Annotated in this window: 21 protein-coding genes; 10 read left to right on the forward strand and 11 right to left on the reverse strand. The window is 74.2% G+C overall.

Annotation, left to right across the window (positions count from 1 at the left end; genetic code table 11):
- The first annotated feature begins 34 nt into the window (after positions 1-34).
- Positions 35-2,095: a prolyl oligopeptidase family serine peptidase gene (locus tag ACXJKG_RS05705; protein ID WP_456844780.1), complete on the forward strand. Its 2,061-nt coding sequence runs from the start codon at positions 35-37 to the stop codon at positions 2,093-2,095.
- A gap of 96 nt (positions 2,096-2,191) precedes the next feature.
- A complete protein-coding gene (locus ACXJKG_RS05710; RefSeq protein ID WP_456844781.1) occupies positions 2,192-2,512 on the forward strand; it encodes a DUF6458 family protein in 321 nt (106 codons plus the stop codon).
- A 47-nt stretch (positions 2,513-2,559) separates the two neighbouring features.
- On the opposite strand, the gene ACXJKG_RS05715 is transcribed toward ACXJKG_RS05710, so the two are convergent.
- The 5 genes from ACXJKG_RS05715 to ACXJKG_RS05735 all read right to left on the reverse strand — a co-directional run bounded on the left by ACXJKG_RS05715 (position 2,560) and on the right by ACXJKG_RS05735 (position 6,317).
- The gene (locus ACXJKG_RS05715; protein ID WP_456844782.1) at positions 2,560-3,330 is read right to left on the reverse strand and encodes an anti-sigma factor; all 771 of its coding nucleotides are present in this window, start codon (positions 3,328-3,330) and stop codon (positions 2,560-2,562) included.
- On the reverse strand, positions 3,317-3,925 hold the full coding sequence (locus tag ACXJKG_RS05720) for an RNA polymerase sigma factor (protein WP_456844783.1): 609 nt from the start codon (positions 3,923-3,925) through the stop codon (positions 3,317-3,319). The genes ACXJKG_RS05715 and ACXJKG_RS05720 overlap by 14 nt, the downstream gene beginning before the upstream one ends.
- A 59-nt stretch (positions 3,926-3,984) precedes the next feature.
- Positions 3,985-4,689: a class F sortase gene (locus ACXJKG_RS05725; protein WP_456844784.1), complete on the reverse strand. Its 705-nt coding sequence runs from the start codon at positions 4,687-4,689 to the stop codon at positions 3,985-3,987.
- Between the two features lie 8 nt (positions 4,690-4,697).
- A complete protein-coding gene (locus ACXJKG_RS05730; RefSeq protein ID WP_456844785.1) occupies positions 4,698-5,522 on the reverse strand; it encodes a DUF4397 domain-containing protein in 825 nt (274 codons plus the stop codon).
- Between the two features lie 93 nt (positions 5,523-5,615).
- Positions 5,616-6,317, reverse strand: a complete 702-nt coding sequence (locus ACXJKG_RS05735; protein ID WP_456844786.1) for an alpha/beta fold hydrolase — start codon at positions 6,315-6,317, stop codon at positions 5,616-5,618.
- Positions 6,318-6,381: 64 nt separating this feature from the next.
- Between ACXJKG_RS05735 and ACXJKG_RS05740 the strand changes: the two genes are divergently transcribed.
- From ACXJKG_RS05740 to ACXJKG_RS05760, 5 genes are all read left to right on the forward strand, one after another.
- Entirely contained in the window at positions 6,382-7,095 is a 714-nt protein-coding gene (locus ACXJKG_RS05740; RefSeq protein WP_456844787.1) for a helix-turn-helix transcriptional regulator, read from the forward strand.
- Positions 7,096-7,177: 82 nt separating this feature from the next.
- Positions 7,178-8,173, forward strand: a complete 996-nt coding sequence (locus ACXJKG_RS05745) for a hypothetical protein (RefSeq protein ID WP_456844788.1) — start codon at positions 7,178-7,180, stop codon at positions 8,171-8,173.
- A 55-nt stretch (positions 8,174-8,228) separates the two neighbouring features.
- Positions 8,229-8,444, forward strand: coding sequence for a hypothetical protein (locus ACXJKG_RS05750; RefSeq protein ID WP_456844789.1), 216 nt, complete (start codon positions 8,229-8,231; stop codon positions 8,442-8,444).
- 123 nt (positions 8,445-8,567) lie between these two features.
- Positions 8,568-9,218, forward strand: coding sequence for a biliverdin-producing heme oxygenase (locus ACXJKG_RS05755; RefSeq protein ID WP_456844790.1), 651 nt, complete (start codon positions 8,568-8,570; stop codon positions 9,216-9,218).
- A gap of 100 nt (positions 9,219-9,318) precedes the next feature.
- Positions 9,319-10,755: a diguanylate cyclase domain-containing protein gene (locus ACXJKG_RS05760; protein ID WP_456844791.1), complete on the forward strand. Its 1,437-nt coding sequence runs from the start codon at positions 9,319-9,321 to the stop codon at positions 10,753-10,755.
- A 20-nt stretch (positions 10,756-10,775) separates the two neighbouring features.
- Here ACXJKG_RS05760 and ACXJKG_RS05765 read toward each other — a convergent pair whose 3' ends face one another.
- From ACXJKG_RS05765 to ACXJKG_RS05780, 4 genes are all read right to left on the reverse strand, one after another.
- Complete coding sequence (locus ACXJKG_RS05765; protein WP_456844792.1) at positions 10,776-12,785, reverse strand: NHL domain-containing thioredoxin family protein; 2,010 nt, start codon at positions 12,783-12,785, stop codon at positions 10,776-10,778.
- Positions 12,786-12,805: 20 nt separating this feature from the next.
- Positions 12,806-12,991, reverse strand: a complete 186-nt coding sequence (locus tag ACXJKG_RS05770; RefSeq protein ID WP_456844793.1) for a hypothetical protein — start codon at positions 12,989-12,991, stop codon at positions 12,806-12,808.
- A gap of 112 nt (positions 12,992-13,103) precedes the next feature.
- On the reverse strand, positions 13,104-14,243 hold the full coding sequence (locus ACXJKG_RS05775) for a methyltransferase (protein WP_456844794.1): 1,140 nt from the start codon (positions 14,241-14,243) through the stop codon (positions 13,104-13,106).
- A 4-nt stretch (positions 14,244-14,247) separates the two neighbouring features.
- Positions 14,248-14,853 (reverse strand): TetR/AcrR family transcriptional regulator, encoded by a 606-nt coding sequence (locus tag ACXJKG_RS05780; protein WP_456844795.1) that lies wholly within the window; start codon positions 14,851-14,853, stop codon positions 14,248-14,250.
- Between the two features lie 69 nt (positions 14,854-14,922).
- Here ACXJKG_RS05780 and ACXJKG_RS05785 point away from each other — a divergent pair, with 69 nt between their 5' ends.
- From ACXJKG_RS05785 to ACXJKG_RS05795, 3 genes are all read left to right on the forward strand, one after another.
- The gene (locus tag ACXJKG_RS05785) at positions 14,923-15,126 is read left to right on the forward strand and encodes a hypothetical protein (RefSeq protein ID WP_456844796.1); all 204 of its coding nucleotides are present in this window, start codon (positions 14,923-14,925) and stop codon (positions 15,124-15,126) included.
- A 10-nt stretch (positions 15,127-15,136) separates the two neighbouring features.
- The gene (locus tag ACXJKG_RS05790) at positions 15,137-15,667 is read left to right on the forward strand and encodes a DinB family protein (RefSeq protein WP_456844797.1); all 531 of its coding nucleotides are present in this window, start codon (positions 15,137-15,139) and stop codon (positions 15,665-15,667) included.
- A gap of 127 nt (positions 15,668-15,794) precedes the next feature.
- On the forward strand, positions 15,795-16,715 hold the full coding sequence (locus tag ACXJKG_RS05795) for a hypothetical protein (protein ID WP_456844798.1): 921 nt from the start codon (positions 15,795-15,797) through the stop codon (positions 16,713-16,715).
- Here the strand turns inward: ACXJKG_RS05795 and ACXJKG_RS05800 are convergent.
- Both ACXJKG_RS05800 and ACXJKG_RS05805 read right to left on the reverse strand, forming a co-directional pair.
- On the reverse strand, positions 16,712-17,626 hold the full coding sequence (locus ACXJKG_RS05800) for a transglutaminase family protein (protein ID WP_456844799.1): 915 nt from the start codon (positions 17,624-17,626) through the stop codon (positions 16,712-16,714). The two genes, ACXJKG_RS05795 and ACXJKG_RS05800, sit on opposite strands and share 4 nt — an antisense overlap.
- Entirely contained in the window at positions 17,623-20,208 is a 2,586-nt protein-coding gene (locus tag ACXJKG_RS05805) for a circularly permuted type 2 ATP-grasp protein (RefSeq protein ID WP_456844800.1), read from the reverse strand. Before ACXJKG_RS05805 ends, ACXJKG_RS05800 begins: the two co-directional genes overlap by 4 nt.
- Between the last annotated feature and the right edge of the window lie 66 nt (positions 20,209-20,274).

Raw genomic sequence — 20,274 nt, forward strand, 5'->3', positions numbered from 1 at the left:
CGCGGGACCCGGGCGAGATGGTAGGACGGAGCGCATGACTTCGACGCCCTTTCATGACCTCGACCAGTACGTCGCCGTCCCGCGGCTCAGCGGGCTGGTGCTCTCGCCGGACGGGACGCGGCTGGTGACGGCCGTCGCGACCCTGAACAGCAAGAAGACCAAGTACGTCACGGCCCTCTGGGAGGTCGACCCGGCCAACGAGGAGCCCGCGCGACGGCTCACGCGCAGCGCGAAGGGTGAGTCCAGCGCGGCGTTCACGCCGGGCGGCGACCTGCTGTTCACCAGCGCGCGGCCGGACCCGGACAGCGACGCGGACGACGACGACGCGGTGCCGGCCCTGTGGCTGCTGCCGAAGAACGGCGCCGAGGCGCGGGTCGTCGCGAGCAGGGCCGCGGGGCTCGGCGGGGTGCACGTCGCGAAGGACGCCGACGTCGTGCTCGTCGGGTCGGACGTGCTGCCCAGCGCGAAGGACGACGAGCAGGACGAGAAGCTGCGCAAGGCCCGCAAGGAGAAGAAGGTCGCGGCGATCCTGCACGACGGCTACCCGGTCCGGTTCTGGGACCACGACCTCGGCCCGGAGAGCCCGCACCTGTTCGTCGCGACGGTCGGCGACGAGGTCACCACCCCGCTGGCGGGCGCCGGGGACCCGAAGCTGAAGCTCACGGACGTGACCCCGCAGGCGCGGTCGGCGCTGGTCGAGCAGGGCGCCGCGATCAGCCCGGACGGTCGCACGGTGGTGACCGGCTGGTACGCGCCGCTGGCGCGCGGGAGCCAGCGCAGCCGGTTGGTCGCGGTCGACGTGGCGTCGGGCGAGCACCGGGTGCTCGTCGACGACCCGGCGGCGGACCTCGGGTCGCCGGCCATCTCGCCGGACGGTCGGTGGGTGGCGTACTCGCGGGAGACGATCTCGACCCCGCACGAGGCCCCGAGGGTGACGCTGCAGCTGGTCGCGACCGCCGGGGGCGAGCCGCGCACTCTGGCCGAGGGTTGGGACCGCTGGCCGCACGACCCGGTGTGGACGCCGGACAGCCGGAGCCTGCTGGTGCTGGCCGACGACGACGGCCGCGGGCCGGTGTTCCGGATCGACCTCGACACGGACGAGGTCACGCGGCTGACCAGCGACGACGCGACGTTCACCGACGTGTCGATCAGCCCCGACGGCACCACGGCGTACGCGCTGCGGACCTCGTACGAGGCGCCGAGCCACCCGGTGCGCATCGACCTCGCGACCAGGCAGACGACCGCGCTCCGCAGCCCGATCGCGACCCCCGAGCTCCCGGGCACCCTGGAGGAGGTCGAGTCGACGGACGCGGACGGCCGCCGCGTGCGCGCCTGGCTGGCGCGCCCGGCGGGCGACGAGAAGGTCCCGCTGCTGCTGTGGATCCACGGCGGCCCGCTGGGGTCGTGGAACGCGTGGTCGTGGCGGTGGAACCCGTGGATCCTCGTCGCCCGGGGGTACGCGGTGCTGCTGCCGGACCCGGCCTTGTCCACCGGCTACGGGCAGCAGTTCGTCCAGGACGGCTGGGGTGCCTGGGGCGCCGCGCCGTACACGGACCTGCTGGCGATCACGGACGCCGTCGAGGCGCGGGACGACATCGACGAGACGCGCACGGCGGCGATGGGCGGCTCGTTCGGCGGCTACATGGCCAACTGGGTGGCGGGTCACACGGACCGGTTCCGGGCGATCGTCACGCATGCGAGCCTGTGGGCGCTGGACCAGTTCGGCCCGACGACGGACGCGGCCTACTACTGGGAGCGGGAGATGACCGAGCAGATGGCGCTCGAGAACTCGCCGCACCTGCACGTCGGCAAGATCGTCACGCCCATGCTCGTGGTGCACGGTGACAAGGACTACCGGGTGCCCGTCGGTGAGGGCCTGCGCCTCTGGTACGAGCTGCTGGCCAAGAGCGGCCTGCCTGCCGACGACGACGGCAGGACCGCCCACCGCTTCCTCTACTTCCCCGACGAGAACCACTGGGTGCTCAGCCCCCAGCACGCGATCGTCTGGTACCAGGTGGTCGAGGCGTTCCTGGCGGAGCACGTGCTCACCCGGACGGGTGAGGAAGGTCCGGTTTATCCCGAGATTCTGGGGTAGCGGGCCGTCTCGGCGTGCGAGGTCACCGGGTCGGCGCCAGACTCGCCGATCGGAGCCGGGCGACAGATGCCCGGCACGACGGAAGGAAGGACCGACATGGGTATCGGAGGCGGAATCGCCCTCATCGTGGTCGGCGCGATCCTCTCGTTCGGGATCAGTGACGCGCTCGACGGCGTCAACCTGGCGGTGATCGGCTACATCTGCATGGGTGCCGGCGTCATCGCGATCATCCTGGCGGTCGCGCTGCAGGCGTCGCGCAACAACACGTCGCACCGCGAGGTCATCGAGCAGCGCGGCACGCCCACGGCGCCGGCGGCGACCCCGGTCGCGCCGGTGGTGGCCCCGGTCCAGCAGGCGCCGGTCCAGCAGGTCCCCGTCCAGCAGCAGCAGCCGCCCGCGGCCCCGCCCGCGGTCTGACGGCTCGCACGACGACGCGCCCCCGGGAACGGGGGCGCGTCGTCGTGTCAGGCCTTGAGGGGCCCGCGCACGATCGAGTCGCCGGAGTGCGCGGGATTCCCGTCGAACTGCTCCTCGGAGACGTCGACCACCGAGTACTGGGTGAGGTCGAGCCCGTCGGGCAGGTCGAACCGACCGGACGTGCCGGTGAGGGTGCCCACGCTGACCAGGCCGCTGACGTCGGGCTTGAGCAGCCAGACCTCCCGGAAGCCGTCCCCGGACGGCACGTCGTCGGCGAGGTCGACGACGAGCACGCGGCTCCCGTCGGCCGCCGTCTCCACCGCGGCGGACCCGGCCGCGTCCCAGCCGGGCAGCGGCTCGAGGGTGGCGGTGGCCAGCACGGTGGGCTCGTCGTCGTGGTTGGCCACCCACCAGGCACCGCCGCCGCCGACCACGAGCCCGGCGACCGCCGCGGCGGCGACCCAGCGCCAGGCGCGGGGCCTTTCGCGGCGGGCGTCGAGCGCGACGACCGGTGCGAGCGGCTCGGCGGGTTCGGCAGGGGAGCGCTCGGGCGCGGCGGCGGTCGCCAGCGCCTGCGCGCCGGGCGACAGGCCGAGCTCGTCGGCGATGCGACCCCAGACCGCGGGCGCGGGCGCGACGAGCACGTCGTCGGGACCGCCGGAGCGCGCGAGCCCGACCACGTCACGCAGCGCGGTGAGCTCGTCGGTGCAGCGCTCGCACTCCTCGATGTGAGCGAGGTCCGCGGTCGAGCCGACCGGCTCCCCGAGGGCGAGGAGCGCCAGCACGTCGTCGTCCACGTGCGACTCATCGAACGGCACCGTCCACCTCCCATCGGGTCCGCAGCCGGGCGAGGCTGCGCCGGACGTGGCTCTTCACCGTGCCGAGCGGCAGGTCCAGTCTGCTGGCGATCTGGTCGTGCGTGAGGTCGTCGTAGAACGCGAGCCGCAGGATCGTGCGCTGCGGGTCCCCGAGCCGGTCGAGCTCGTCGGCCACGAGGACCCGGTCGACCACGCGGCCGTCCACGGCGGGGACCGGCGTCTCGAGCGCCTCGGACACCGACCTGTCCCGCAGCCGCCGGTCGCGCGCCCGCTTCTCGTGCGTGTCCGCGACGACGTGCCGGGCGATCCCGAGCAGCCAGGCCGGCAGGCGGGACCGGTCCGGGTCGAACCGGGCGCGGCTGCGCCAGGCCTCGACGAACACCTGCTGCGTCACGTCCTCGGCGTCGGACAGGCTGCCCAGCGAGCGCAGCGCGACGGTGTGCACGAGCGAGGACCAGCGCCGGTACGCCTCGGCGATCGCGGTCTCGTCGCCCTGGGCGAACGCCACGCCGAGCTCCTCGACGCCCTCTCCGTCCGGGTCGAGCCGGTGCGACGGGCGCGACGGGTCTGCGGACCCGGGCCCGGGTGCGCTCACGCACGACTCCTCACTCGTCGGCTCCCCGACCGCAGGAGCGCTGTGCACCAGTGTCACGGCTACCCACCGAGCGGCTCGGCGGTGACGACGACGTTGTCCGTATAGTGCCCGATGTCACGGCGAAAGGTGCCACCGCACGTCACCAGCACGAGTCGCGGCGCGCCGGACCGGTCGAACCACTGGTCCACGGGCGCCCCCTCCTTCGGGATCTTCTCGACGCCGACGACGCGGTACGCGTGCTCGCTGCCGTCCTCCGTCGTGACCGTGAGCGTCGCCCCGACAGCCACCTCCCGGAGCCTGGCGAACTGCCCGATCCCCGTCAGCCGGCTGTCGACGTGCGCCGCCAGGACCGTCGCACCCTCGGCGTCGGCTGGCGCGGGGCCGAACTCGTACCAGCCGGCGCGGTCGGCGTCCTCGGGGATCTGCATCTCGCCGTCGTCCGTGACCCCGACGGGGTCGACGGGCATGTCGATCCCCACGTCGGGCACGACGAGCCGCACGGGCGGCGGCGTCGCCGCGACGGGTTGCCGGGCGGAGAGGTCGGCGTCGTAGACCGGCACGACCGGGACCGGGCGGGACGGGGTCGGTCGCGGCGTCGCCGTGGGGGACGACGACGCCGCGACCACCGGCTCGGAGGCGGGGTCCGGGCCGGTGCACGCGGTCAGCGGGCCGAGCGTCGCGCCGAGGACGACGACGGTCGCGAGCACGCGTGCCGAGGCCCGGGAGGGCGCGAGCGCCGTCCCGGGCCACGACGAACCGGTCATGTGCAGGATCAGCTCCGCTGGAGGGCGGTGCGGCGGGCGAAGCCGAGCCCGACCAGACCGGCAACGGCGAGCGCGCCGAGCGCGAACGGCCACGCGGGGGTGCCGGGGTCGGCGACGAGACCGACCTCGCCCGCGTTCACGCCGGACGGGTTGCCGTGCAGGCCGGTGATGGTCTGCACCGCGAGCGCGAGCGTCGCGGGCGAGGCGGTGGCGCTGCCCCACGCGTAGACGATCGTGTTGGTGCCCTCGGTGATCGGCACGTCGGTCGGGCCGAGCAGTGCGGGCGTCGTCGTGCCGGTGGCGGTCACGCTGGCCGAGACGGTGCCGGCGGGCAGGTTCAGCACCTTCTCGTTCGGGTTGGTGAGGTTGCTGATCACGGCGGCGCCGCCGGCGACGATGTCCACGCCGGGTGCGGCCGCGACGTGCCGGACGGTGAGCCGGCCCTGCCCAGCCGTCGTGGTGGAGATGTCGTTGGTGAACAGGGTCGCGGTCGGTGCGCCCGCGGCGTCGAGGTGGGCGACCGCCGTGTAGTTCTTGCCGGCCTCGAGCGCGAGGTCGACCGGCCCGATCGCCGGGGAGCTGGCGTCGGCGGCGTCCGCCGCCGTGATGGCGACCGTGTATGTGCCCGCGGGCAGGTCGAGCGGGCCGGCCATCGAGCCGGGCGTGAAGTCGTCGAGCGTGCGCTCTCCGTTGACCCAGACGTCGACGGTGAGGCCGGGGACGCCGTGGAAGACGGACAGCTTCGCGGTGTCGGCGGCGGAGGCCGGGTTGGCGGCGAGGGTCAGGAGGGCGAGCGTGCCGGCGGCGATGCCGGCGAGAAGTCGTGCGCGCATGGTGCGTCCTTCGAGGACTGGCCCGGCGGGGTACGCGCGGGCGGCCGATGTGCTGACACCCCCTCTTCGGCCGCCGGGCCGTCCGCGGATGCACTACGCGCCGGCGGCCTCGGCGATCGCCGCCGCCAGGTCGACCGGCCGGGAGAACATCGGCCAGTGCCCGGTCGGCAGGTCGACGTAGGTGAGGTCCGTGATGTCGCCCAGCTCGGTGTGGAAGGGCGGGCCGCCGTGCGCCATCGTCTTCAGCACCTCGGACGGCAGGCTGGTGCAGATCACGGTCGCCGGGACGTCGAAGCGGCGCGGGTCGCCGACGTGCACCGGGTCCCGCACGACCTGCGCGGGATGCGGGACGGCCCGGCGGCGGAGCTCGGCGAGGCCGTCGTCGTCGATGCCCTCGGTGCTGGACCCCTGGGCGGCGAGCTCGGCCCAGGTGGGCAGGGGGACCTCGACRGGCTCGGTCGTGGCGGCGTCGAGGGCCGCGCCGTCCTCCAGCGGTCCGGAGTCGACGTAGATCACGCGCCGCACGCGGTCGGGGCGTCTGTCGACGACCTCGCCGACGAGAGCGCCGCCGCCGCTGTGCCCGACCAGCACGACGTCGCCCTCGAGGCTGTCGACCAGGTCGACGACGGCCTGGACGTGGTCGGCGCGCGTGATGCCGCCCCGGGCCGCGTCGGCTTCGAGGCCGGGCAGGGTGACCGGGCGGGCGTCGAGCTCGTCGGGGAGGGCTGCGACGACGGCGTCCCACGCCCACGCGCCGAGCCAGAAACCGGGGACGAGTACCAGTGATGTGGTCATGCACCGATCATCCGACCCGTCCGGTGACAGCGGGATGTCACCTTTGTGTCACCATGCTGGAACCGTGAACCGCACCGACCGTCTCTACGCCCTCGCCGAGGAGCTGCGCCGCGTCGGCCGCGCCGGCACCACGAGCACGCGGCTGGCGCGGCTGTTCGAGGTGTCGCCCCGGACCGTGAAGCGCGACATCTGCTCGCTGCAGCAGACCGGCCTCCCCGTCGTCGCGCAGGCGGGCCTGGGCGGCGGCTACGTGCTGGCCGCGTCTGTCGCCCTGCCGCCGGTGAACTTCACGCCCGCGCAGGCGGTCGCGCTCGCGCTCGCGGTCAGCGCCCTGCCGCCGGGCAGCCCGTTCGGTGCCGACGCCGACGCCGCGCGCGCCAAGGTCCTCGACGCCCTGTCGCCGGCCGACCGCGTMCGCGCCGACGAGCTGGCGGCCCGGGTGTGGTCGCGGCCCGACACGCCGTCGGAGCGGCCGTCCTCGCGGGTGCTCCGGGCCGTCGAGGAGTCGCTCGGCCGGCACGTGGTGCTGGCGATCGAGTACCGCAGCTCGTCCGGGACCGTGAGCCGCCGACGGATCGAGCCCGTCGTCCTCGCCCGCACCAGCGGCACCTGGTACCTGGTGGCGTGGTGCCAGAGCCGTCAGGGGCTGCGGTGGTTCCGGCTCGGACGGATCGCGCGCGCGGACCTGACGCCGGAGGGGTACGAGCCCCGACCGGTCGCGGAGGTCGGCGAGGCGCCGCCCGATGCCCGGCCGGTCTCGGCGAGAGCGTCGGACTGACCGGCCTGCGCGTGTGGGTGGTGCGGGGCAGACTGGCAGACGCTCCGGGAGGTACCGGACGAACCGATCAGCAGGGGGATGCATGGACCACGGTGAGGCACGCGAGACCAAGGCGCAGGCGGTCGACCTCGCCCGGGAGCTGTCGGAGCGCCTGGTGCGGCCGTCCGACGTCGCCGACGGCGGCCCGGCGCTGGCCATCGGGCTCGCGCCCCAGCCGGACGGGTCGTACGCGCTCGCGGTCCGCTACCGCCTCGGTCTGCCCTCGGTGCGCAGCATCGCGCGCAAGGTCGTCGCCGAGCTCCCGGACGCCGACGTCCGCCGCACGGGCCGCATCAAGACGCAGGCGTCCGACGACGACCGCAAGGTCCGTCCGCGTCCGCCGGTCATCACCGCCCGCGCCCTCGGGGAGACCGGGCGCGTCCGTCCCCTGCGGCCCGGCATCTCGATCGCCCACGTCGACGTCACCGCCGGCACGCTCGGCGCGTTCGTGCTGAAGAACGGGTCGGTCCACGCGCTGTCCAACTACCACGTGCTCTCGGGCACGCCGTCGGCGCAGGTCGGCGACGTGATCGTCCAGCCCGGACCCGCCGACGGCGGGAAGGCACCCCGCGACAAGGTCGGCACGCTGGCCGCCCGCGTGGAGCTCGAGCCGGGCGGGGACGCCACCGTCGACTGCGCCATCGCGCTGCTCGACGACCAGGAGGTCGACCCCGAGTACCCCGTCGGCCTCATCACGAAGACGGCCGTGACGCTGGGCGACGAGAAGGTGGCCAAGATCGGTCGCACCACGTCGGTCACGCACGGGCGGGTCACCGCGATCGAGCTCGACAACGTGGTGGTCGGGTACGGCGACGAGCTGGGGGAGCTGAGCTTCGACAACCAGATCGAGGTCGAGTCCACCGGCACCGGGCCGTTCTCCCGCGGCGGCGACTCCGGGTCGCTGGTCTACCGCGAGGACGGCGTCGCGCTCGGGCTGCTCTTTGCGGGGTCGGAGTCCGGGGGAGAGAATGGCACCGGGTTGACGTACATCAACCCGATCGATGCCGTCCTGCACGCGCTCGGGGTCACACTGGTCTGACGATCGTCGGACCGCCGCCCCCGCGGCCGCCGCGGTCGGCGGGAGGCGGGACACCATGGCGGACCTCGAGCAGGCACGCGCGGCGAAGGAGCACCTGCGCGCCACGCTGAAGGACCGCTCGGACGTGCGCGGCATCGGGATCGCGAGGTCCGGCGACGGCTACCAGCTCCAGGTGAACGTCTCCGGTGACGTCACGGTGGACGTACCCGGGGCCGTCGACGGCGTGCACGTCCACGTCCGCGTGGTCGGCGCCGTCCGCGCGAGCGCCTGAGGATCGCGCGAGCGCCGGACCGACTCCACACGGCGTCATCCGAACGGGTGAACGAGGAGTAGGCAAGCCTAACCTGTGCGGGTACGGTTTCCTGACATCTCGTCAGCACCGCCAAGGAGCCGCATGACCGCCGTGCCCGTTCTGCCGCAGGCCGTCCCCCTCTCGCTCGCGCTGCGTGAGGGCACCCGGGGTGAGCACGAGACGGCCGAACGCTCGGGCTTCGTCGAGCACCTGCTGTCGGGCGCCCTGGACCGCGCCGCGTATGCCGACCTGGCGGCCCAGCAGCTGGCGATCTACACGGCCCTGGAGCGGGCCGGCTCCCGGCTCGAGGACGACGGCGGCCTCGTCTTCGCCGAGCTGGTGCGCGTGCCGGCCATCGAGCAGGACCTCGCGTTCCTCTGCGGCGACGACTGGCGCTCGCAGGTGCGCGTGCTGCCGGCGACGCTGGCCTACGTCCGGCGGCTCGAGGAGACCGGAGGGTCGCTGCCGCACTACGCCGCGCACGCCTACACGCGGTACCTCGGCGACCTCTCCGGCGGCCAGATCATCAGGCGCATGCTGCAGCGGAACTACGGGTTCGGGTCCGAGGGGATCGCGTTCTACGACTTCCCGCAGATCCACCGGCTGAAGCCGTTCAAGGACGTCTACCGGGAGCGCCTCGACGCGCTCGAGCTCGACGAGCCGGCCCGTGCGGACGTCGTCGAGGAGGCGCGCGAGGCCTTCCGGCTCAACGCTGCCGTGTTCGGCGAGCTGGGCGCGATCCACGTCCCGTGACCCGTCAGCGCACGCTTGATCGGTTTCGCGTCGTTCAGACGGGTGATCTCACCGACCTCTCATCCGTCTGCGTCGCCTGGGACGGGGCTCAGGGTCGATGATGGGCGACGTGACGCGTCGCGGTACGGCCGCCCAGGGTGCGCGCGCGGACAGCAGGTCCGCCGCGGGCCTCGTCGGCGTGCGCGCGCTGGCCCTGGCCGCCCACCGCCTGGACCGCTGCCGGTCGATCGACGAGGTCGCGCACGTGGCCGCGGCCACCGCGGTCGAGGTGCTGGATGCCCGTCGCGCCGCGTTCTGCCGCATCGACCAGGACACCTGCCGGATCGTGCTGGTCGAGCCGCCGCCCACGGATCCTCGGGTGGTCTGGATGACCCGGGCGTCCTACCGCGCCGACGACCGCCCGGCGCTGCGCGCCCTCATCCGCGACCGCTCCAGCTGGGTGGCCCACGCCCGCACGGTGCACGACGAGCCGACCGTCCCGGACGACCCCGACGCCGGCGACCCGGTCGAGGTGGACACCCTGCGGGAGCTGGACGCGTCCTCAGCCCTGTCGTCCCCGATCATCGTCAACGGCAGCGTCTGGGGTCAGCTCTACGCCGTCCGCACGCGTCCCGGGGCACCGTTCCGGGTCGACGACGTCGCTCGCTCCGAGGTCCTCGCCGCGCTCGTCGCCGGTGCCGTCGCCCGCGTCGACCTCGAGGCGCAGGTGCGCCACCTGGTGGCCGACGACCCGCTGACGGGCCTGGCCAACCGTCGGGTCGCGGACGCCGAGGCGGAGTCGGCCCTCGAGTCGGGGCACGAGACCTGCATCGTCATGTGCGACGTGGACGGGCTCAAACGGGTGAACGACGAGCTCGGCCACGACACCGGCGACGACCTGCTGCGCTCCGTGGCGGACGTGCTCAGCCGCGCGGCCGACGCGCTGCCCGGCTCGACCGCGGCACGCATCGGCGGCGACGAGTTCTGCCTGGTGACCGTCGGGCGCCGACGGGCCGAGGTGGCCGACGTGATGGCCGCGACCATCGCCGAGTTCCCGCTGCCGCACGGCGCCGCCATCTCGTACGGCATCGCCTCGACGGCGGTGACCGGGTCGGTGTCCGCGCGGCACCTGTTCCGGCAGGCCGACACCGCGCAGTACAAGGCCAAGCGGGCCCGCGCCCGGGCGTTGCGCTCGTTGGTGCCGGCGACGGCCGACCCCGCCGTGACCGCCGAGCGGGTGCTCGTGGCCGGGACCGCGGCGATCGTCGCCGCCCAGCCCGGCGTCGTGCCGCGGCTCTGCGCGTTCGCGGCGGCCGCGACCGAGACCCTCGGCGGGTCCGCGTGGGCCGTCCTGACCCGGCGCAGCCCGGAGCAGCCGCCGTCGGCGGTGGCGCGCGGCGGGAGCCCGGCGGAGCTCGGCGTGGAGTCGTCGACCGCCGTCGTCATCCACGACCTCTGGCAGGTCGAGATCGGCATGTCGAAGACGGCGGCCACCGGTGAGGTCGTGGCGACGTCGCTCGACGCGCTGGCCTCTGTGGCGGTGCTGGGCGCGCGGTAGCGCCAACGAGTACGGCGCCGCTAGCCGTGCAGCGGCAGGGTCAGGGTCGCCGGGGCGCCCTCGACCAGCCGGACCGGCACGCCCCAGTCCTGCGCGTTGAGGTGGCAGGCCGGGTACTCGATCGCCGGGTCGGCGTCGCAGGAGGCCGCGTGCGCGGTGACGTGCAGGACGCCCTCCGGGACCGACGGGTCGAGCCGCAGCACTCGGTCGAGCGGCACGTCGTCGCCGGCGCCCTCGAGCAGCAGCCCGGGCGGCGTCGACGAGACCTGCAGCCGGGTCGACGGGCCGTAGCGGTCGTCGTACTTCTGGCCGGCGGCGGGCGTGAACACGACGTCGAGCCGCACCTCGCCCGGTGACAGCTCCGTGACCGGCCGCCGGGTGCGGTGGCTGCCCGAGTCGAGGATCTGTCCGACGAGGGTGGCCGGTAGTGCGATCCGGGTGAGGCGGTGTGCCGCCGACTCGACGACCAACAGGCTCGCCCCGCCGTCCAGGACGACGATCCCGCTCGGCTCCGCGAGGTCGGTGGCGAGCGTGCTCACCGACCCGTGGGCGTAGCGCCGGACGGCGCCGTTGTAGGTGTCCGCGACGACGACCGAGCCGTCGGGCAGGAGCGCGACGCCGAGCGGGTGCTGCAGGCGGGCCTCGGCGGCCGGTCCGTCGCGGTGGCCGAAGTCGAACAGGCCCTCGCCGACGACGGTGTGCACGGTCCGCCCCACCGGGTCGACCCAGCGCAGGGCCGAGGTCTCCGAGTCGGCCAGCCAGATCTTGTCGTCGGCACCCACCGCGAGCCCGGACGGCTGCGCGAACCACGCCTCGTGCAGCGGGCCGTCCAGCAGGCCCTCGTTCATGGTGCCGCCGAGCAGCTCGATCGAGCCCTGCTTGTCGTCGAACGCCCAGAGGGTGTGGTTGCCGGCCATGGCCACGACGAACGCGCCGAGCGGCTGGGACCAGGCGACGTCCCACGGGGAGGAGAGCTTCTGGCGGCGAGGGCCGGGAACGAACGACGCCGCGGGCTGCGCGTGCCGACCACGGGCCACGGCGCGGTCGTCGTCGGACGTGATGCTCAGCGACGACGCGAACGCCGCCACCTCGTCGCCGGGCTCGCCGATCGCGGGCTCGAAGGCCGGCTCCTCGTCGGGCTCGTCGGCGCCGTCCACGCCCAGGATGTTGTCCGCCGCGCCGACCATGTACTGCTCGCCGGTGCCGGCCACGGTGGTGACGACGCCGTCGGCGAGCCGGACCCCGCGCAGCGCGTGGTTGACCGTGTCGGCGACGAGGACGTCGTAGCCCAGCCACGGCCGGAGCTCGTCGGGCACCAGGCACAGGCCGTTGGGCTCGCTGAACCGGGCCTCGTCGGGACCCCCGTCCACCAGCCCTCGCTGACCCGACCCGATCCGTCGCACCAGCGTCTCGCCGTCTTCCGACAGCTCCGCGAGGCTGTGGTGCCCGGCATCGGCGACGAGCAGGTGGCCGTCGGGAAGGGCGATCGCCTTGGCGGGGAACCGGAGCGTTCCTTCGCTCGGCGCCGGCGGGACGTAGGGGCCGTCGCCGCGGTGCAGCGTGCCCTTGGCCTCGTGCTCGGCGATCAGCTCGCGGACCAGGATCTCGACGTTGTTCTTGTGCCCCTCGCCCGCCATCTGCGCGACGACGTACCCCTCGGGGTCGATCACCACGAGTGTCGGCCACGCGCGTGCCGTGTACGCCGACCACGTGACCAGGTCCGGGTCGTCCAGCACCGGGTGGTGGACCTCGTAGCGCTCGACGGCGGCGGCCAGCGCGACCGGGTCCGCCTCGTGCACGAACTTGGGCGAGTGCACCCCGATGATCACCAGCACGTCGCGGTGCTGCTCCTCGAGCTCACGCAGCTCGTCCAGGACGTGCAGGCAGTTGATGCAGCAGAACGTCCAGAAGTCGAGGACGACGATCTTGCCGCGCAGGTCGGCCAGGGTCACGTCCCGGCCGCCGGTGTTCAGCCACCCGCGCCCGACCAGCTCGGACGCACGGACCCGGGGCAGACGACTCTCACGCACGGGTCCATTCTCACCCAGGTTCAGCGTCGTCCCGCCCGCAGGTCGTCCGCGATCTGCTGCGCCTGGGTGTGGACCAGCTGGCGCAGGAGCCAGTAGCGGTGCGCGACGACCTCGGCCGGCGCGCAGGACTCGCACGAGTGCTTCCACTCGCGCCGTGCCTGCGCGATGTCCTGGTCGGTCACCTCGACCCGCAGCTCGTTCTCCATGCGTTCAGCCTGACGTGCCTGTCGAGCGGTGAACAGGGTGAATCCGTACATCGGGCACGTCCGGAAGGGTGATATGACCTGCATCACACCGTTTCGGCCGCGGAAATCGTCGTCAGGTGCGGTCCAGGACGTAGATGCGCGGGTGGTGACCCTTGGCGAAGACGCGCGTCTCGGAGCGGACGCGCCAGAGGGCGTCGGCCTCGCGCAGGCAGCGCTCCATCACCTTGATCTCGTGCGTGAGGACGACGAACCGGGCGCCGGGGGCGGCGGCGTCGTAGGCCGCCCGGAGCATGCCGGCGTGGACCTCGGCGTTGGTCGCGTGGGTGCCGTGCAGGGTGCCCCACGGGGGGTCCGCGAGCAGGAGGTCGTAGCCGGTGCCGACGGCCTCGACCAGCGCGGGGCCCGTGCAGTCGGCGCTCAGCAGCCGGGCGTCGCGACCGAACGTCGCCGCGGTGAGGTTCTCGGACGCGGCGGTGAGGGCGTCGGCGGAGAGGTCCACGCCGACGGCGTCGGCGGCCGCGCCGGCCGACAGGCGCTCGACCAGCAGCGTGCCGGAGCCGCACATGAGGTTGAGGACGCGGTCGGCGTCGTCCACGGAGCCCAGTCGCACCATCGCCGCCGCGATCGTCGCGTTGACCGCACCCGGGTAGTCGGTGACGCGCCAGCGGCGGGCCGACAGCGGACGCGATCCGAGCCGGACCAGGACGTCCCAGCCGGGGTCCCCGGACGGTCCCGGGCGGACGCCGCGGCGGACGCGGACGACGAGCTCGCCCTCGCGTTCGTCGTAACGCAGGCCGGTGGCCTCGGACAGCAGCGCCGCGAGCCGCTCGAAGACCGCCGAGTCGCTGCCCGCGGCCTCGAACCGGAAGCTCGAGGAGCCGCCGGCGCGGAGCGAGGTGTACACGGCGTCGACGATGCGGGCGAGGTGATCGCCGCTGGTCAGCGACTTGGGGCGCGGGACGTCGAAGTGCAGCACGAGGAACGCGGCGACGGCGGTGCGCAGGGCGAGGGCCTCGGCCGGCGGGCTCCAGACGGAGACCGCGAGGGCGTCGTCGCGACCGGGGACCGGCTCCGGGGAACCGTCGAGCATGAGCAGGCCGGCAGCCTCGTCGGCCACCAGGGAACCCAGGCCCGGCAGGAACGTCAGCTCGAGCTCGGTGGAGCGCCGGGCCGGCGGGCGACGACCGGGTCGACGGTCGGCGGGGTGGCTGCCGTGGTGGGCGGGGGGTCGGCCGCGTCCGCGCTGCGCCACCGGGTCAGGCCGGCACAGCAGCAGCGGCGCCGACGGCGCGGAGCACGAACGCCTCGGTCTGCGCGATCGCGCGCTCCCGCTCGGGCCCGTCGGGGGGAACGCCGCGCCCCGACAGGCAGGCGTTGATCAGCGGGACCGTGACGTCGAGGTCCTGGTCCGGGAACGCGCCCGACTCGATCCCCGCGGCGAGGATGCCCCGCAGGATCTGCTCGACCACGACGACGTGCTCGCGGACGCGCTGCTGGGTGCCGCGGGACAGGACCGACCGCAGCTCCGGGCCGGGGGCCAGGTGGTACACGCGAGTCAGCTCGGCCTGCTGGCGGACGTAGGTCTGCAGCTGCTCGGTCGGGTCGTCGATGTCGTCGAGCGCGCGCTGCAGGGTGGCCGCGTACTGCTCGGTCTCGTGCGTGATGAACCCGAGCAGGAGCGACTCCTTGTCGGGGAAGTGGTTGTAGACCGCCGTGCGCCCGACGCCGGCGGCGGACGCGATCTCGGCGAGCGTGATGGCGTCGAAGCCCTGGTCGGCCATGAGGTTCGACAGCGCCGCGTAGAGCTTCTGGCGGGTCTGCTCACGGTGCTCGTGCAGCGATCCGCCGATGATCTTGGGCATCGTGACATCATCGCACGGTTTGTCACCAAACGCCCGCGCCTGCCAGAGGCGCAGCGTCACGACCATGTGGTGACCGCCACCATCGGGCCGGATGGGATCGGCAAGCACATGGTCGCGCGGCCGCGCGAGAACAACGTGGGACGCGTTCTGAGGCTCCAGAACGCGTCCAGTGTTGTTCTCGCGGGGTTGGACCTGGTCGTGGTGACGTCGTCGGCACGCGGTTGGCGGGACATCCACGGCCGATGGCGGTCGATCGGCGGGCTCGTCGTCTAGCGTGCCGTGCATGACGAGCAACGAGGAGATCCAGCCCGACACCAAGGACTGGACCTGGGTCCTGTCGCAGCGCTGCCCGGAGTGCGGCTACACGGCGACGGACGTCGGCGGGCCGGCCATCGGTGGCACGGTGCGCGACCTCGCGCCGCGCTGGGTCACCGCGCTGCACCGGCCCGACGCGGGCGAGCGCCCGGCGCCGACCACGTGGTCGGCCCTCGAGTACGGGGCGCACGTGCGCGACGTGTTCCGGGTCTTCGACGGACGCCTCGAGCTCATGCTCACGCAGGACGACCCGCCGTTCGCCAACTGGGACCAGGACGCCACGGCGCTCGAGGACCGGTACGACCTGCAGGACCCGACCGTGGTGGCCGACGAGCTGGTCGACGCCGCCGAGGTCATCGCCGCGCGGTTCGACGGCGTGGCCGGCGACCGGTGGGACCGCACGGGGCGCCGCTCCAACGGGTCCGAGTTCACCGTGCTGACGCTGGGCCAGTACTTCCTGCACGACGTGGTCCACCACCTGCACGACGTGCACGCCTGAGAGTTGTCCACAGCTTCTGTCCACAGCCGTGTGCAACACGCCGATTCCTGTGGATAACGCGATGACCTGCGAGACGACGGTCGGCATGTAACACGCCCGCATCACAGGGTGTGTACCGTGCGCCCGCATGAGCCTGCCGCAGGTGGACCTCCCCAGCGTGCTCGACGGTCGCCATGTCCTGGTCGTCCCGCGCGGGACGGACCTCGCCGCGCTGGCCACGGCGTGGTTTCCGGACTCCGCGTGGACCCGAGAGCCGGTCAGCGCCGCGCAGGCAGCGGCGAGCGCCCGACCGATGACCGGGGCGCGCTTCCGGGGCGTCGCCACGGACGACGTCGAGGCGGTCCCCGGGGCGCTGCGCCTGGACGCGTCGGCCTCGCTGGAGGGTCCGACGCAGCTGGTCGCCGCCGACGCGCGGGCCGCGGGGCTGACGCCGCAGGACGTCGACCTCTACGCCGTGGTGCCCTCGGGGGCTGATGTCTCCCTCGACCTCGTCTACGGCTGGATGTCCGCCGCCGCACGTCGTGCCGCGGGCGCCATCGTGCCCGCGGACCGTGCCCGGCTGGTGGTCCCCGACCCCGGCTCCGCCGTCGACCTCACCCTGTGGTCCCCGGTCCCGCTGTCGGCGCAGGACGCGCTGCCGCTGGTCCGGCCGGCCCTGACCGGCGCCCGGGTGGGACCGACGGACGTCCCGCAGCAGTCGACCGGGGARGGACCGGCGACCTTCTCGGTGACCGGCACGTTCGAGTACGACGGCGCGATCACGGTGCGCACCGGTCGCTCGCGCGAGATCCCCGTGGCGCTGTCGCGGCTGGACTGGCGGGAGTTCGGGCCGTGGTCGTACCACGTGACCTGGCACCCGCCGCAGCCCGAGGAGCTGCTGGCCGAGCACCCCTCGCAGCTGCACCTCATCGCGCGCTCRCGGGTCGAGCCGTCGGTCGCGCGCRTCGCSGYGGCCCTGTGGCGGGCGGTCGGCGGGACSGTSGTSGACAGCGGCGGGTTCRTCGTSCCGCCSGRCGAGCTGCGCGACAGGGCGACCGCCCGGCGCTAGAGGTACGGCTCGCTGCCGCTCGGCACCAGGTCGACCGACACCGTGAGGCGCGAGCCCGAGCCCTCGGTGAAGATGACGCCGCGCAGGGGCGGCACGTCGTCGTAGTCGCGGCCCCAGCCGAGCAGCACGTACCGGTCGTCGACCAGCTGGTCGTTGGTCGGGTCGACCTCCACCCAGCCGGCGCCGGGCACCCACGCGGACACCCAGGCGTGCGAGGCGTCAGCGCCGCGCAGCTTCTCGCGGCCGGCGGGCGGCCGGGTCTCGATGTAGCCGCTGGAGTACCGCGCGGGCAGCCCGTGCAGCCGCAGCGCCGCGATCATCAGGTGCGCGAAGTCCTGGCAGACGCCCGCCTTCTGCGCCAGCAGCTGGGCCTGCGTGGTGTGCACCGTCGTGGAGCCGGAGCGGTACGCCAGCTCGGTGCGGATCCGGTGCGCCAGCTCGACCAGGACCTCGACCACCGGCCGGTCCTCCGCGAACGTCGGGGCGGCCCAGGCGCGGACCTCGTCGGCGAACGCGACGTGCGGCGAGGGGAGCAGAGCCTCGCGCAGGTCCACGATGCTCGGGTCGAGCCGACCGACCTCGCTCGCGGCGACGCGGCGGGCGACCTCGTGCCAGCCGACGGACGGCAGCGCGGTCGGGTCGGGCGCGTGGCGGGTGACCTCGATGGTCGAGCGTGCGGTGACGACGAGCTTCGTGTGGGGCGTCGTGACGCCGAAGTACGTGGTGCGGTTGCCGAAGTAGTCGACGTGGACGTTGGTGTCCGCGGGCAGYGGGTCGATCTCGATGGACGTGGTCACGCACGACTGGCCCGGCACGTCGCGCGGGGTCATGGTCGTGCGGCCGTACGAGTCCGTGACGACGTTCGCGTAGGTGTACGTCGTGCGGTGCACGAGGTCGTAGGTGCGGGTCACTCGCCACCACCGTCCCGGGCGTCCCAGGGGTCCTCGAGCGCGCGGCTGGGGGCCAGGCGCACGAAGTGGACGCGCTCGATCTCGTCGGCGGCGGAGTGCAGGCGCCAGAGCATCGACTCGAGGGTCTCGGCCAGCCGCGCGCGGCGACCGTCCTCGGTGACGGCCCCGGCGATCGCGACGGGGTCGACCTCGGCCAGGAGGTCCACGACGTCGGCGAGCAGGTGGTCGCGCTGGTCAGGGGCCCGGCCGGCCAGCGGGACCAGCGCCAGCGACTCGCGCAGGCGGTCCAGCTGGTAGGCGAGCGACCGCGGGTTGGTGCTGTCCAGCAGCAGGAGCTCGAGCACCTCCGCCAGGCCCGCGCCGGTCTGGTGCCGGCGGCGGAACGTGATGGCCGACTCGTGCGCCAGCAGCACGGACTCCCGGACCACCGAGTCGACGTCGGCGGGCCGCTGCTGCACCACGGTGGCCAGCAGGCTCTCCACGAGGTGCTGCGCGCGCTCGATGCGCCGGCCGGCGTCGAGGAACTGCCAGCCGACGTCCCGGACCAGCCCCTCGGCGGTGATCCCCGCGATGGCGAGCAGGCCCTCGAGCACCCGGTCGAGCGCGGGGCGCAGGCCGGCGGTCACGGTGCTGCCGCCGACGACGCCGAGGTCGAGCGAGTCGCGCCCGTGCGCCCGGCCCCTGGTCTTGTTCCGCTCGTCGCGCAGGGCACGGTCGATCCGGGCCAGCGGTCCGAACGTGTCCGTCGACAGCTGGTCGCGGACCGCGGCGGCGGAGGCGGCGAGCCGACGGACCGACCGCGCGACCGTGCCGGGGGTCCGGGGGTCCAGCACCAGATCGCGGAAGGCCGGCGCCGACTGCTCGGTGGGCGTCAGCGTCGAGAGCAGCACGTGCAGGGCCTGCCCACCCGCCGAGGCCGGGCGCTTGTGGAAGTCGTCCCAGCGGTCGATGACCACGCGCAGGGACCGGCTCGATCCCTCGGCGCGCTCGGCGTACCGGCCCATCCAGTAGAGGTTCTCCGCGGTGCGCGGCGAGATGCCGGTGGCCGGGCGGCGCGGGGTCGCCGGCTCGCCGGCCGAGGACTCGTCGGACGGCACCCACGGCTCGAGCGGCGCGTCGGGCTGCGTCGAGAGCACCCACACGTCCTTGGCGGCGGCGCCGAGGGCCGACGAGACGACGTGGCCGGCCGCGACGCGCGCGAGCCCGCCGGCCATGACCGTGTAGCTCGACCGGTGCGCCACGGCGTATGTCCGCAGCACCGCGGCGCGCGGCCCGAGGTCGGCGGGGCCGACCCCCTCGGCCGACGGCAGGTCGCTGCCGACGCCSACSGGCRTSCCGTCCACCGTSGGGCCGGCCGGKCCSACCGGCTCCTGSCCSACCCACAGCCACGGCTCGGCGGTGATCCGCGCGGCCAGCTGCTCGCGCTCGCGGTGGCTGAGCGTCCAGCCGAGGATCGTGCCGATGTCGGTGCCGCGGACCGTCGGGAGGATCACCAGCTGCTCGAGCCGGCTGACCACGTGCTGCAGGGACCTCGGCTCGCCGCACCACCACGTCGGGGCGGACGCCAGGGCGAGGTCCTGGTCGAGCACCGCGTTGGCCAGCCGCGGGAGGTACGTGAGCAGCGCGGGGTTCTCCAGCACCGAGCTGCCCAGCGGGTTGACCACGCTGACGGTCCCGGCGCGCACGGCCCGGACCAGCCCGGGGACCCCGAGGCGGGAGCCCTGCCGCAGGTCCAGCGGGTCGCACCACTCGGCGTCGACCCGGCGCAGCACCACGTCGACCGGCTCCAGACCCTCGACGCCGCGCATCCAGACCTGGCCGTCGCGGACCAGCAGGTCGGAGCCCTCCACCAGCGGGAGCCCCAGCATGGAGGCCAGGTACGCCTGGTCGAACGCGGTCTCGCTGGACGGGCCCGAGGTGAGCAGGACGACCCGGGGCTGCTCGGCGTGCCCGGGGGCGACGTCCCGCAGCGCCAGCCGCAGCGCGCGGAAGAAGGGCCCGAGCCGCTGGATCGACGCCTGCCGGTACACCCCGGACAGCACCTGCGAGACGATCCGCCGGTCCTCCATCGCGTACCCGACGCCCGACGGCGCCTGCGTCCGGTCCGCCACCGCGCACCACGCGCCGGACCCGTCGCGGACCAGGTCGGTGGCCGTGAGGACCAGCTCCCGACCGCCCGGCAGCCGCAGCCCGTCGACCGCGCGCACGAAGCCGGGGTGCCCCAGGACGATCGTCGGCGGCAGCAGCTTGTCGGTGAGCAGGCGGCGGTGGCCGTAGGCGTCCTGCAGGATCGCGTCCAGCAGCTCCGCGCGCTGCACCAGCGCCGCGTCCAGCCGGGCCCACTCGGGCTCGTCGACGATGACGGGCAGGGGGTCCAGGTGCCAGGGGTGCTCGCCGTCCTCCTGGTCCGCGCCGTACGTGACGCCGTGGTCCGCGAGGAGCCGCTCGGCCTCCTCGCGGGCCCGCGCGAGGTCCGGTGCGGTGGGCACGTCCGTGGGGTCCGACAGCCACGACCAGTCGGCCCGGTGATCGACCAGCCCCGACTCGCCCTGCAGGCGGGGGGACGAGAGCAGGTCGGTCACACACAGGAGTGTGTCCTACGACGGCGGCAGGTGTGTGCGTCTGCGCTGGCAGGGGGTGCGTGTCAC

The sequence above is a fragment of the Cellulomonas sp. P5_C6 genome, from assembly GCF_054049635.1.